This is a genomic window from Ruegeria sp. CH2 (assembly GCF_056537065.1).
Map to the genome: position 1 here is coordinate 105,215 of NZ_JBQFQV010000009.1, position 13,832 is coordinate 119,046.

General features: G+C 56.8%; 12 protein-coding genes. All 12 read right to left on the reverse strand.

What is annotated here, in order from left to right; translation table 11 throughout:
* Nucleotides 1-42 precede the first annotated feature (42 nt).
* The 12 genes from ACR0M9_RS13495 to ACR0M9_RS13550 all read right to left on the reverse strand — a co-directional run bounded on the left by ACR0M9_RS13495 (nucleotide 43) and on the right by ACR0M9_RS13550 (nucleotide 13,786).
* The gene (locus tag ACR0M9_RS13495; protein WP_480773848.1) at nucleotides 43-1,824 is read right to left on the reverse strand and encodes a thiamine pyrophosphate-binding protein; all 1,782 of its coding nucleotides are present in this window, start codon (nucleotides 1,822-1,824) and stop codon (nucleotides 43-45) included.
* Nucleotides 1,824-3,233, reverse strand: coding sequence for an aldehyde dehydrogenase family protein (locus tag ACR0M9_RS13500; protein WP_480773849.1), 1,410 nt, complete (start codon nucleotides 3,231-3,233; stop codon nucleotides 1,824-1,826). Before ACR0M9_RS13500 ends, ACR0M9_RS13495 begins: the two co-directional genes overlap by 1 nt.
* Entirely contained in the window at nucleotides 3,214-4,143 is a 930-nt protein-coding gene (locus ACR0M9_RS13505; protein WP_480773850.1) for a sugar phosphate isomerase/epimerase family protein, read from the reverse strand. The genes ACR0M9_RS13500 and ACR0M9_RS13505 overlap by 20 nt, the downstream gene beginning before the upstream one ends.
* Nucleotides 4,144-4,281: 138 nt before the next feature.
* Nucleotides 4,282-5,472 carry a Gfo/Idh/MocA family protein gene (locus ACR0M9_RS13510; RefSeq protein WP_480487961.1) on the reverse strand — a complete coding sequence of 397 codons (1,191 nt, stop codon included), beginning with the start codon at nucleotides 5,470-5,472 and terminating at the stop codon, nucleotides 4,282-4,284.
* Complete coding sequence (locus ACR0M9_RS13515) at nucleotides 5,465-6,139, reverse strand: hypothetical protein (RefSeq protein WP_480483571.1); 675 nt, start codon at nucleotides 6,137-6,139, stop codon at nucleotides 5,465-5,467. Before ACR0M9_RS13515 ends, ACR0M9_RS13510 begins: the two co-directional genes overlap by 8 nt.
* 7 nt (nucleotides 6,140-6,146) lie before the next feature.
* Nucleotides 6,147-7,316 carry a Gfo/Idh/MocA family protein gene (locus ACR0M9_RS13520; protein WP_480773851.1) on the reverse strand — a complete coding sequence of 390 codons (1,170 nt, stop codon included), beginning with the start codon at nucleotides 7,314-7,316 and terminating at the stop codon, nucleotides 6,147-6,149.
* Complete coding sequence (locus tag ACR0M9_RS13525) at nucleotides 7,306-8,121, reverse strand: citryl-CoA lyase (protein WP_480487955.1); 816 nt, start codon at nucleotides 8,119-8,121, stop codon at nucleotides 7,306-7,308. Before ACR0M9_RS13525 ends, ACR0M9_RS13520 begins: the two co-directional genes overlap by 11 nt.
* On the reverse strand, nucleotides 8,118-9,062 hold the full coding sequence (locus ACR0M9_RS13530) for a shikimate dehydrogenase (protein ID WP_480492853.1): 945 nt from the start codon (nucleotides 9,060-9,062) through the stop codon (nucleotides 8,118-8,120). Before ACR0M9_RS13530 ends, ACR0M9_RS13525 begins: the two co-directional genes overlap by 4 nt.
* A complete protein-coding gene (locus ACR0M9_RS13535) occupies nucleotides 8,992-10,878 on the reverse strand; it encodes a bifunctional sugar phosphate isomerase/epimerase/4-hydroxyphenylpyruvate dioxygenase family protein (RefSeq protein ID WP_480483575.1) in 1,887 nt (628 codons plus the stop codon). Before ACR0M9_RS13535 ends, ACR0M9_RS13530 begins: the two co-directional genes overlap by 71 nt.
* Nucleotides 10,878-12,173, reverse strand: coding sequence for a TRAP transporter large permease (locus ACR0M9_RS13540; protein WP_170753386.1), 1,296 nt, complete (start codon nucleotides 12,171-12,173; stop codon nucleotides 10,878-10,880). Before ACR0M9_RS13540 ends, ACR0M9_RS13535 begins: the two co-directional genes overlap by 1 nt.
* Nucleotides 12,170-12,745 (reverse strand): TRAP transporter small permease, encoded by a 576-nt coding sequence (locus ACR0M9_RS13545; protein WP_480483576.1) that lies wholly within the window; start codon nucleotides 12,743-12,745, stop codon nucleotides 12,170-12,172. Before ACR0M9_RS13545 ends, ACR0M9_RS13540 begins: the two co-directional genes overlap by 4 nt.
* A 30-nt stretch (nucleotides 12,746-12,775) precedes the next feature.
* Nucleotides 12,776-13,786, reverse strand: coding sequence for a sialic acid TRAP transporter substrate-binding protein SiaP (locus tag ACR0M9_RS13550; protein ID WP_480483577.1), 1,011 nt, complete (start codon nucleotides 13,784-13,786; stop codon nucleotides 12,776-12,778).
* Between the last annotated feature and the right edge of the window lie 46 nt (nucleotides 13,787-13,832).

A 13,832-nucleotide genomic window follows, 5' to 3' on the forward strand; every position in this document is an offset into this window, starting at 1 on the left:
TTGACACAAGAAACTGGGCGCGTCTGAACGCGCCCAGTTTCGTCAAGTCGCGACGTGAGATACCTCTTTGTCCGGTGAGTATATGTCCAAGATGTTCCAATGTCCGGTCGTTGGTGTTGGGTTGTTGATCATTGGGACATCAAGAACGGTTGGTTTGCCGCTGGCGATTGCCGCTTCCAATGCGGGCAACAATTCATCAGCAGCACTGAGCCTGTGCCCTTCTGCACCATAAGCTCTTGCAATATCTGCATAACCCGGTCCGTTCGCAGGAGCTGCGGCTGATCCAGGGAACGTGGTCCCGTATGTCAGACCGTAATGCGCCTTTTGAAGGCCCGCGATAGTGCCGAAGGCGTTGTTGTTCATAACCAGCCAGATGATGCCCAGATCAAGCTCGACCGCGGTTGCCAGCATCGACGGGTTCTGACCGAACCCCCCATCGCCAACAAGACTTATCACCACACGGTCAGGGGCTGCCAGTTTTGCGCCGATCGCTCCCGGAGGGCCAAAGCCCATCGTCGCGAATCCACCTGGGGTCAGGATTGAACCGGGTGCCAGGATATCAAATTGTTGTCCGACGCCGTTCTTGTTCCATCCCACGTCCGTAGTGATAATGGCATCCTCGGGCAGTGCCTTGCGGGTATCTGCCAAAATACGTTCGGGCATCATCGGAAAGGACGACGAGGTCGCCATGTCCACGTTGCGCGCTTTGAAGTCCGTTCGAAAGTCGGTGATCTTCTGTTCCAGCGCGGGGCGTTTGAAGCCCTCAGGATACATCTCGCGGGCAACTCGGTTGACGACGCGCAAAGCGGCCTTGGCGTCAGCAACCACTCCGATCTCGGTGGGATAGTTCCGTCCAATCTCCTGCGGTTCGATGTCGATATGGATGACCTTTGAGTCAGGAATGTTGAACGTGTAACCAGGATACCAGCTGGAGCAATCGGCCTCTTTGAACCGGGTTCCAACCGCAAAGATGTAATCCGCATTCAGGCAAGACTGGTTGACCAGCTCGGTGCCCCAAAACCCGGTCATTCCCAGCACAAGCGGGTGGTCGTCTCGCAACGCGCCTTTACCCATGAGGGAATGCGCGACTGGAAGGCCCATATGTTCAACGAATTCTCGCAACTCTTCGCTGGCCTGTGCCAGAAGAATACCACCACCGATATAAGCGACAGGGTTTTCGGCTTTAGCCAACGCTTCGACAATCTCTCGCGCTGTTTCATCGTCAATCGACGGTTTCTTGAGCGCGCGCGTGTTGTCGCGGATACGGTCGAAACTGTCCGAGGGGATCACCTCGGAGAAGATGTCCATCGGCACGTTGACCAGCACCGGGCCGGGCTGGCCGCTTTCGGCGAGATGAAACGCCTTTTCCAGAATCTCGGCCATCAGGTCTGCCCGATCTACCCGCCAGGCGCGTTTGACAAAGGGACGATAGATCTCCCACTGGGCAGCATCTGCGTGCAGGTTCACTTCCTGATGTGGATGTTTGCCGTAGTAGTGCGTTGGAATGTCGCCCGCGATCACGACCATCGGGATACAGTCCAGGGCGGCGTTGGCGACCCCGGTTGCACAATTGGTCAGCCCCGGGGAGAGGTGGGACAGCACCACCGAGGCCTTGCCCGTCACGCGGGCATATGCGTCCGCTGCGTGGCTGGCGATTTGTTCGTGCCGTACGGTGACGAAATCGATGGGGCTTTCCGCCAACGCGGCCAGAACCGCGATATTCGTATGGCCGCACAGGCCGAATACATGCTTGACCTCGCGACGTTCGAGAAAGTCGACGATGTGTTCGGCAACGGTCTTGCCGTCCAATTTCGCTCCGTCCATCACGCGACCTCCTGTCCGTAGAACTCACCGAACAGGTCCGGCTCCGAGGGGCGATCCTCGGGGATGGGACGGCTGACCCAGGTGTAGTTCATCATGTGTTTCATGGTGACGTTTTCATTGGTGATGTTGCCTCCCCAGATGCCGCAACCCAGGCTGCTGGTCATAGGCATGCCATTGGTCCAGGCACCCGCATTGGCCTTGGACTGAGGCTGTCGAACCATCATGCGGCTGACCGGAGCCAGGCGCGCCAACCGGTCGATGTGATCGTCATTGTGGCTATAGATGCCGCAGGAATGGCCCTTGCCTCCGGTGTTGTAAATCTGGCTGACCGTTTCCAGCGCGTTATCAAATGTGTCGAAGTGATAAAGTGCCATCAGCGTGGTCAGTTTTTCCTTCGAGAACTTGTGCTGCGGCCCGATTTGCCCCTGATTTTCAACCATCAGGAACTTGCGATCTTCGGGGATCGAGAAACCGGCGACCTTGGCCGTTTGCTGAGGCGGACAGGCGATAGTCGGGAAGGTACGGTTTCCTTTCTCATCCCACATGGCAGCTTCGAGCATGGCCTTCTCTTTGGTCGAACACAGGTATCCACCTTCGGCCTCAAGCGCCTTGACCATATCGTCGTAAACCGAGCGCTGGATGATGATGTTACCGTCGGCCGAACAACCCGAACCAAAGTCAGACGTCTTGGAAATTCGTGTGTTCTGAGCGGCGATGTCCAGGTCGGCAGTCTCATCGATGACGATGGATGAATTGCCCGCGCCGACGCCAAAGGCCGGGCGCCCTGAACTGTACGCGGCTTTGACCATGGGCTTGCCGCCCGTTGCCAGCGTCAGATCACAGATCTCCATCAAATGTTGCGTCAATGGGATCGACGGTTTGCGAATGGATTGAAACAGATCCTCGGGGGCACCAGCGGCACGGCAGGCCGCTCGCATGACCTCGACCATCTCAAAGGTGGTATGAGCGGTTCGCGGATGCGGACTGAAGATAACAGCATTCCGGGCGTTGGCGGCGGAAACACCGGTCACCGGTGGTGTCATCGCTGGATTGGTCATCGGAATCAGAGATGCGATCACACCGGCAGGCTTGGCATATTTTACCAGACCCTTTTCTTCGTCTACTTCGACGATCCCGGTCGATGGTGTCCGCAAGACGTCACGCAACACCATGTGAATCTTAAATCGCTTGGCAGGACGCCCTTCGCGATCTCCGATACCGCTTTCGTCCACGCCTTGCTGGGCTAGACGCGTGAAGGTTTTCTCGTTCCCCGCATACCACGCAATGGCCTGAGACAGGCGGTCCAACCTGCCCTGATCCCAATCCTCGATCTCGGCCATGGCAGCGCGGGCGCGTGCCAGCATATCGGCCGCCATGTTGCGGTCGTTTTCAGTGAGCTCTTTGCCCATGATGATCCTCTTGGTGTTTTGGAATTGCAGCATTGGGCATACGACGCTGTGACCGCGCCTCGCCGAATGTTCGCTTGGCGTGGCTGAGACAGCGACGCGCGTGTTCTTCATATCCCAACTCGGCCACGCGGCTTTGGTTGGGCAGTTCGATGGAATAGTCGACGGGTGGCATCCGTTCGATGATGCCGGTGAAATCGATCCATCCCTCACCGGGATATAGCCGCGCATCGCGGGCCAGTTGGATCATGCCCTCACGCGTATCGGCGATGCCGGGCAGGCAATCAGAGATATGCAGGAAGTGAAACAGGTCCGAGGGAACGTGCAACAGCTCACCAAGATCTACGCGGCTGAGGTGCAGGTAGAGCGTATCGACCAGAATACCGCCGTTGGGCTGATCAGAGGCGCGGACAATGTCCAGTGCTTCATCCAGCGTGCGCAAGCGGGAGAAGCTCGGGAACTCCAAGTCCACCGTTAATCCGTAGGGCGCTGCCAGTTCGCAGGTTTCGGAATAGACGTCGATCAGAAAGTCACGATCATCGCGGGTGTTTGTCCACGCGCTCATAATCATGCGTTTGGCGCCCAACTCCCCGCCAATCTCAAGAGAAGGCTCAAAACTGCGTGGATCGACATCTTCGGTGATGCGTGCAAGCTCGACATCAAGGACCTTCAATCCGGTGGTAGAGAGAGCCGTTTTGGTGGCCTGCACCTGTGCCTTGTCGATTGGGGATTGAGTGAATTCGCCGGGCACATGCATCGGAATGAATCGGGGGCTGACGGCATCGTAACCGGCCCGTGCGGCGATATAGACCAACTCGGGCGGCGTACAGCCAATCAGCGTCAGATGCGCCAAGGAGTAGAGAGAGGGGCTTGCGCCAGCCTCTTCGGGTTTCACCATGAACGACAGCTCCACGTGTCTGCGAATCTAAAATTCATCACACGTAGTCAAAAATATCTGATATTTTTTAAAATATCAACTTTAATACTGAACAGGAAATGAAAACGCCCGGGCAACGGCCCGGGCGTGTATTACATTCGTGTAGGCAGACCCTTAGAGAGTGACCCAGTCCCCTCCGGACTGGTGAGAGCGCACAGAGGCGTCAATGAATCGAACACCGTCTGCGCCTTGTTCGACACTGGGATAAGCAAGCCAATCGGCCGGAACGGTAACGCCATCCCGACGCGCGGCTACGGCCATCGCAAGTTCCGTATAGAGGTTGGCCCAGGCTTCGATAATCCCTTCAGGGAAGCCGCGCGCGGTACGGATCAAACGTTCTGCGCCGGGTCCGATACCATGCCCGAGACCTCGGCTGATGATTTGATCCGGTTCACCAAACCGATTGAATTTCAGCCGCTCCGAGTTCTCTAGGTCCCACTCGAGGCCTCCTTCGTTCCCGAATATGCGCAGGCGCAACCCACCCCGGTTTCCGGGGGCAAGGCGTGTTGCCATCAAGGTTCCGGGGACTTCATTTTGGTAACGGGTGAACATGAACACCGTGTCTTCCAAAGGCTTTGGCGCGCCGCAGACATGAAACTCGGCCCGCAGGTCGGTCAAGGGCAGGCCGGAAACAAAACTGGCGAGATGCGCGGCATGGGTGCCGATATCGCCGACACAGCTGGTTGGACCAGAAATCTTGGGGTCCAGCCGCCACTTTACATGAGGCGCATCGGCCACATCTTCGGGCGTCATCCAGTCTTGCATGAACTCGACATGGATCTGGTTGATTTTGCCGATGCCCCCGTCGGCCACGATCTGCTTGGCCTGCCGTATCACCGGAAAACATGACATCACATAACCGACAGCAAAGATGTGTCCCGTGCGCGCGGTAATCTCCTCAAGCCCCTCGGCCTCGGCCACTTCGTTGGTCAGGGGCTTGTCGCACAACACGTCAATGCCCGCTTCCAGAAACGCTTTGGCCACGCCGAAATGAACGTGGTTTGGGGTCGTGATCATGACGGCATCTACGCCATCTGGGCGCGCCGCCTCGGCCTGTGCCATCTCCTCGAACGACGCGTAGCACCGGTCGGCCGGCAGGAACCACTCGACCCCGCGCGCCTTGCTGCGCTCGGTATCTGAACTGAGCGCGCCTGCGGCGACCTCCCACCGGTCGGTCATGCGCGCAGCCGTTGCTTGCGTGTCCGAGATCCGTCCTCCACCAACAACGCCCAGCCGCAAACGGCGAGACAACCGGGGGAAAGGGCCGTCGAACTTCAGGTCTTCGGGTAAAAGTCTCTCAGCCATTCTCAACCTCCGCTTCCGGGACCCGTACGCCCTCGGGCAGTATCTCCACCGCCATGAAGATACCGGGGGTGATCGTCTCGTATTGATGCCAGGGATAATTGCCTTCGGCGTCATACATAGGTTTGTGGGTCGTGCCCGGGGCCATGAATTCTTCGAGATACAGGGTCTCGACATCCCGTTCGCGACATTGCTGCATTTTGCCGAAGCCAACGATCTGCGTATGCACTTCGCGAAACCCTGGTACCGGGCAGAACGGATGATCCTTATGCAATCCGACATTCAAAGGGACCGAGCCGGAATGGTACATGGTCAGTCCAACGTTACCCACGAAGACCTTCGGCGACATGTAGTGGCTGACGCCACGCAGACGCTCCTCTTGGCGAACATCGAAAGCAGATGGCCATGTATCTTTCACCCATGCGAACAACTCGTTGTCATTGGAATGGGCGTCGAAACCGTGGACAATGACTGCACGTTCCACGCCGGTAAGCGTGCTGTCTTGCACGATCACAGAGGAAAGCGGTGCAATGGTCTGATCATCGACAGAGAGATTTCGCCCCCCAAGGTTAAGGACGATGGCGCGACCCTCGATAGAAATTCTGCGCTCGTCAGTTATGTGCTGGACGCCAAAGAATGGCTGGGCAAAGTCGAGTGTCTCAATCGGCATGGACCAGCTACTTCCTCTCATCGTTAAGGAAATCGACCGGCAAAGGCTCCGGAGCCGCGCAACGGCTTTCTATCGTCTGATAGGCGCCGAATTTTGGCGCCCGTTCAATTGCGTCCATGACCTCGAAAACGTGGTAAGCAAGCGCTCCACTTGCACGGGGTTGGCGTCCTTCTTGTGCCGCCAGGGCGAGGTCCAAAAGGCCGAGACCGCGGCTGTCTTCGTTGAAGCCGTGTTTGTTTTCTACCACCTGCCAGTCCTCGCGACCGGTTGGGCGGGGCTGATGCGACCAACGCGAGGTTTCGCGTGTTTTCAGCCAGACATCTCCCTGAAAGATGTTGGCGCCATGAACCGGGTCAGGGTCAGGGATGCTGATGGTTCCGTTTTCACCATAGATCTCGAACCGCGGAGTTTCGCTGTCCCAGACGTCGAAGCTCATGGTCATCGACCCTATTGCTCCGGAAGAGAACTGCAGCAGGCTTAGGGAGTGCGTGTCCACCTCGACATTCATCCATTCGCCGTTGCGAGGGCCGTTTTCGATCATCCTTTTGTCAAACGTGCGCCGAGCCATTCCGGCAACCCGGTCAACGGGTCCAAGGCAGTAGATCATGGCGGTCAGGTAGTACGGCCCAAGGTCCAGCATTGGCCCACCACCCGCCTTATAGTAGAAATCCGGGTTGGGATGGTGGCGCTCCGTCCCGTGGGTCCCGACATGGGCAAAAATCCCTGTTGGTTTCCCGATAGCGCCTTCATCGATCAAGCGCCGAACGGTCTGCCAACGACCGCCCAGAAACGTGTCGGGTGCGCAACCGACCAGTAGCCCCTTTTCAGTGGCAGTGTGCAGGATCGCCTTTCCGTCCGTTCGATTCATAACCAGCGGCTTCTCGGAATAGACGTGCTTGCCGGCCTCCAACGCGCGCAAACTGATTTCCGCATGCGCCGCCGGAATTGTCAGATTCAGAACGCAGTCAATCGTCGGATCGTCAAACACTTCATCTGGTGTGCAGGCCTGGGCGACACCGTATTGATCTGCTTTGGCGCGGCTTTCCGAAGGATCAAGGCTTGCACAAGCCACGACCTCGACGTTTGAGAATTTGGATAGCGTTTTTAGATAGATATCGCTGATACGACCACAACCGATAAGGCCGACCCGGAAGGATTTCGATGTCTCACGTGTCATCATTCCTGTCTTCGTAGAGAGGTAAGTAATTCGGGGGCATGGGCCCTTTGTTGCGGCCACCCTGGTTCATCTGCTCCCAAGCGTGGGCGAGTATTCCGACCGAGCGGGATAGGCAGAACAACCCCCGCGACAAGGGCGCGGGAAAGCCAAGTTCGCAGAAGATCACAGCTGTCGCGCCGTCAATATTCATGGCAATTGGCCGACCGCCGCGTTGACGGCCGAGTTCAGCCTGAACCTCTTCTCCGATATCAGCAAAGCGACCCGAAACAGTGCCTTCATCTGCCGCATCACGAACAAGTTGCATCAGCCGGGGCGCGCGCGGGTCGACGGGCTTGTGAAAACGGTGGCCAAAGCCCGAGACGATCTTGCCGTACGTCTCGCGCCAGCTGTCCAGACCGTCCTGAACAGCATTAATCAGCGATGCCCCAGCATTCACGCGTTCCGAGATATCATAGTACAGCTCGGCGCATTGTTCGCCTGCTCCGCCATGCACATCGCCCAGCATGTTCACCGCAGTCGCCATCGCATTATTGAGACCTACCCCGCAGGTGGCAGCCATGCGCGCCGCCGCGATTGAGGGGGCCTGTGGGCCGTGATCCACGCCTGCGACCAAAGCGGCTTCGAACAGACGCGCTTGTGCGTCGCTGGGCAGATCGCCCCGCACCATCAGCCAGATCATCTGCGGGAAAGAAACGTTCCCGATCAGATCCTCTATTGCGTTGCCACGAAACGCGATCTTGCCGGGTTTCATGTCAATGATGGATGTGCGCCACCATTGGCGGATTGCTTGTTCGTCGTTTGTCATACCGTTGCACCTCTAAACTCGCGCATGCGCTGCTGACGAAGTGAATCGAAAACGTTTTGAAGGCGACTGATTGAGGCGGTGCAGCCGGTGAAGATTTCAAAAGACGCTGCAGCCTGATGAACCGCCATTCCAGCACCATTCATCACTTTCAACCCAGTTGCGCGGGCCCTGCTCAGTAGGTGTGTCTCAAGCGGGAAATATACGATGTCTGCCACCCATGCATCGGGCCGCAACAGGGATGGTTCAATGACTGTTCCGGGGTACTTGTCCATTCCAAGTGGTGTTGCGTTGACCACTCCGTCCACAAGTTCGATCCGATCCAACGAAATCGAAGGGGAACCCTGAATCTTTGCGTAAGGGCGCAAGACCTCTAGTCGACTGACCAGCGCCTGCGCTCGGCGGAGGTCAGGATCAATAATCTCCAGGTCTCGAACACCTGAATCAAGCAAAGCCAAAGAGACTGCACTGCCCGCGCCACCAGCACCAAACATGAGAACCGTTTCAGTCTTCGATGATCCCAAAGAATCTCCGAAGGCACTGTGGAAACCTATGTAGTCGGTGTTGTGGCCAACCATTCGGTCGTCACAAAAAACCACCGCGTTGACAGCTTGAAGCTCCTCAGCAGTCTTGGAAAGCTCATCAAGATGATCAATGACTGATGCTTTGTAGGGATGCGTCACGTTGACCGCCGCGCAGCCTAATTCAACGGAATAATGCAGTAAATCAGCGACCGACATTCCACGAAATGGCTCTTTTGCAGTGTCGATCCTACCGTAGCTCAGATCGATACCCTGCGCCCGACCTTCTGCCTCGTGCATCTCAGGCGTCATGGAGCCAGCAATACCTTGGCCGATTAGTGCCGCCTTCATTTCAGGTTGTTCCTTCCGCCATGTGGTGTCGCGCTTGGGCCGCCAATCGGAACGCAGCATTGCGCGCGCCATAGCCGGAATAGCCAGATCGGCGCTCAACAATTTCAAAGAAGAAGCCGTTAAAGATAGGTCGGCTGTAGATCTGAAAATACTCGGAACCCGCTGCGCGGTCGTAGAGAATGTTATCCCTGCGCATTTGGGCGATCAGGTCTTCACTTAACCCGAATGTCGCTTGCAGATCAGCGTAGTAGTTTTCTGGGATGGACAGGCTGGGAAAGCCGGACTTCCGCAATTGGGCTGAGGTTTCAAATATGTCGTCCGACTGGAAGGCTATGTGCTGAACACCGGCACCAAAACCGTCTTCAAGGAATGAAGCCGCCAGTGTTCGACGCCCAACTGCACCATTCAGGTTTAAACGCACTTCGCCCTCGGGGCTCTCGATGGCTTGGCTTTGCACAACACCTGAAGGGTCGGCAACGTTCACGATCGGAGATTTTGCCATCTCAAAAGTCGAAATGTAATAGAGCAGCCAGCTTTGCATCTCATCGTTACGCATCGTCTGCGCCAGATGGTCGATGCGGCGCAGACCAGCAGGCTGGATCGCTTTGGTCTTGGCGACTGGCTCGAACTCGATGTCCCAAACCCGATGCAGATCGGATTTCTCATCTATGAAATGGACAACATTGCCACCAACACCTCGGATGGCCGGGATGTCCAGTTCCCCAGTCCCTACCGGCTGTGAGAAATTCGGCGCGCCCAACGCGGTCGCTCGCTGAACCGTCTGATCCGCATCTTTGACACGCAACCCCATGTCACACACGGAGGGGCCGTGACCCAGGAACGCCGAATGGGCGAAACCTTCCTTTTCGGTATTTACAACGATGTTTATCGCGCCCTGCCGCCACAGCTCGACGGACTTGGTTACGTGTTTTCGCTCCATTCGAAAACACATTGCTGACAGCATATCTGCCAGCTGCGCGCCGCTTGTTTCGTCGGCTGTAAATTCGACGAATTCGAAGCCTGACGCATAGACGCGTTCCGGCAGGTCCGGGATGCCGAAATCTGTTCCCGGTTCGGTCCGGGAAACCTCATCTAACAGGTTCACCAGCGACCTGTAGCTGTCTCGGGCCAGTGTCAGGCCACCGGGTTGAGGAGCTGCTTCATTGACACGCGCAATAGACCAAGGCCCCTTGTACCCAGCGCGGGACAACACCCGCACAAAGCCCGCAAGGTTCAGCGACCCAAGCCCCGGCAGAAGCCCAAAGTGCCGTTTGAGCCTGCGAATATCCATCTCAAGTCGGGGTGCATCGGATAGCTGCACATGGAACAGCCGATCTCCGGGAATGTCCCGAAGGCGGGCTGGTTTGGACCCGTCGGCAAGCGAGAAGAAGGAATTCAAGGCCAACCCCAAATAAGGGCTGTCGATAGCTTCAACGACGCCTAACGCCTGTTCATCCGAGTGAATAAGATCCGACCATGGCAAGCCCATATAGGCCAGACGCAACCCCAATGCCTTTGCTATTTCGGCCGCCTCGCCAAGATCTGCGATTACCTGTTCTTCGGTCGCAGCGGCATCGACCTCGAATGCGGACCCGATTAGCAGCAGATCCGTACCCAATTCGCTCATCAGGTCGAGTTTGCGCTTCAGTCGATCAAAGGCGCGCTCCCGTCCGCCGCCAGACTGACCTTCAAGGTTATGGAAAGGTTGCAGCAGGCAAATCTTCAGGCCGAGATCTGATGCAATGTTCCGAATTTGCGATGGCGGCCCGTCAAAAGCGGTCAAGTCCGGTTCGTGTAATTCGACACCCCCGAATCCCGCGTCAGCGATAGTGCTTAGTTTTTCGGCCAGATCACCGGGGATCGACGTTGTCGAAACCGAGAGGCACATTATCCCTGATATCCAAACATACGCGGCAACCACAGGACCAAATCAGGCATCAGTATCATGATCACCAGGGCGAAGATAAGAACCGCGAGGAAGGCCCAGATTTCCGAGATGATTTCGCGTAGCGGAATGTCCGTCACGGCGTTGATCACAAAGAGCAGAATGCCATAGGGCGGCGTGATCAGACCGATCATCGAGTTCACGACGACAAGCACCCCGAAATGCACCAGATCAATCCCAAGCGCCTCGCAGGTTGGAATGAACAGGGGCACAATCACTAGGATGATCGTTGTTGCGTCTAACACGCATCCCAGCGCGAGGATCAGCAGGTTTACGAGGATCAGGAACACAATCGGGCTAACATCGGAACCCTCCAGCAGCGCCGAGATAGACTGCGGTATTTGTTCCTGGATGACGATGAAGTTCAGAATGAACGCGCCACCAATGACAACCCCGACGGCTGCGGAAGAGCGCGCGCTATCGACGAACACCTGATAAAGGCCGCGGAAGGTCAGCGCTCGGTAGAACAACGCTGCCAGTAGCAGGGCGTAGAATGCAGCTACGGCGGCAGCTTCAGTCGGAGTGGTGACGCCCCCATATATGCCGTAGAGCAGGATTGCGGGCATCAGCAGTGCCGGAAATGCGTTGGCGGTTTTAGCCGGCAACTCGCGCAGTGGAACAGGTTCTTCCAATGCAAAGTTCCGCTTTCCGGCCAGATAATAGTTCATCGCCATGAGGACGACGCCCATGATCAGGCCCGGCAGAATACCGGCTAGGAACAGCGACCCGATGGAGGCCTTGGAAACGAGCGCGTACAAAACCATTGGGATAGAGGGCGGAATAATAGGGCCGATCGTTGCCGACGCCGCCGTGATTGCAGCTGCGTAGCCTCGGCTGTAGCGGCCATCCTTGGTCATCATTTCAATGATGATCTTCCCGATCCCAGCAGCATCCGCGACGGCCGAGCCGGACATACCCGAAAAGATCAGTGACGCTACCACGTTTACGTGCCCGAGGCCGCCCTTGAAACGACCGACAGCAGCGACGCAGAAGTTCAAAAGACGGTCCGTGATCGATCCAGCGTTCATGATATTCGCGGCGACGATGAACAAAGGCACGGCAAGCAGGATCGTGCTTTTGTAAAAACCTTGCAGGATCTTCTCGCCCGCGAGGGCGACGTCCAGTCCGGCCGTGCCCAGGTACACTAATGAGGCCAGGAGGATGGAATAGCCGATAGGTGTCCCGATGCCTGCCAGAAGAAAGAGAGCGAGCAGGCAGGAAAGAAGTTCAAAACTCATTTCTTAACTTCCTCATCCTTTTCGACGTCGACACGGGGATGATCGTCAACCACGTTGTACCCAACGACCAGTTCCAACTCTGTCTTTGGTGGGCCATTGCGCATGACGTCGAAGAATAGCCACGCGTAGCGCGCTGCGACGACCAGCATGAATACCGCGTAAATCGAGAATACTGTGCGCAGCGGAATCTTCTCACCGGAGAACGGATTGCGGACAGTCGATGTCTTGCGGATTTTCATCCAGTCGATGTAGTCCCACGTCGGAAGGAAGCTGTAGAGCATACCGACTACGATCGCTGCGGCCGCCAGCATCGCAAAGACCTGCCGTACGCGCATCGGCACCGAAAGATAGATGATGTCGAACTTCACGTGATCCCGTTCGCGCACGATGAAAGCGCAGCTGAAGAAAATCACCCAGACCCAAAGAATGCCGATCAATTCCAGCGTCCAGCCTGCTGGGGTGAAGAAGTACCGTAGTAGAATTTGGAGAAGGAAGATAAGGAAGATTGCCGCCAGCATCCCGCCGGCAATCGCTTCGGTCAGTCGGGAGAACCCCTTCATAAAGGCCTTCATTATGGTTCTCCCTCCCCTGTCTTACTGGGTTCAGTTGCCCAGAGCGTTGATCTGATCCAGAACGCCTTCGGGCCATGAGCCAGCGAATTCGCTGTCCAGATACATAGACTGTACCTGATCGCGGAACGCAGCGAGATCGGGTTCGTAAATCTCCATGCCCTGCTCTTTCAGGAAGCTGACAAGATCCTCTTCTTTCTGAAGCTGCTTCTGGCGGCCTGATTCAGCTGCTGCGTCCGCAGCTTCCTGAACCTTGGCTTGCTGTTCCGGTGTCAGCCCGTCCCAAACCTCTTTGCCGATGGCGATATAGTTCAGGTCGACCAGATGCGATGTCAGGACGATCTGATTGGTCACTTCATAGAACTTGGCGTCGACGACGGTCGGCAACGGGTTATCCTGCCCGTCAACGGCACCGGTCGACAGCGCGGTATAGACTTCGGAGAAGGCCATCGGTGTCGGCGCGGCACCCAGCGCCTTGCCAAGGAACTGCCATGCGTCGGTGCCCGGCATCCGCAGATTCACGCCTTCCAAATCTGCGGGTGTCGTGACTGTCAGCTCATCCTTGGGCTGGCGCAGGTTCACCTGACGACGGCCCAGATACATGACCGACAGCAGTTTGACGCCTAATTCTTCTTCGGCCTTCTGCTTAAAGGCATCCATCAAGGGATCGTTGAAGACAGCCACCTGATGCGCGGCGTCCTGGTGGACATAACCTGCGGTAAAGATCGAAAACTCGGGGAAGAACTGTGCCAGTTCCTGCGCCGAGGTGATCGACATTTCCAGGTTACCCCGGCTGATGGCATCCAACTCGGTGCCTTGGGCAAAGATGGTTCCATTATAGCTGGGCTCGTAGCTTGCAAAATCAGCGACCATCGGCGCGAAAACTTCGGCCATAGCGACCGAGCGCTGGTCGGTCTCCGATCCTGATGTTGCGAGGCGAAGTTGCACTTTGTCTTCCGCCAGCGCACCGCTTGTCGCGCCAAACAGAACACCGGTTGCAACAAGGGCTGATACAGCAGCCCGGCGGGTAAGTTTGGTAATCACTTTGCTCCTCCCTGAGACATCATGATGCTTCTTTTTTGCGATTCAG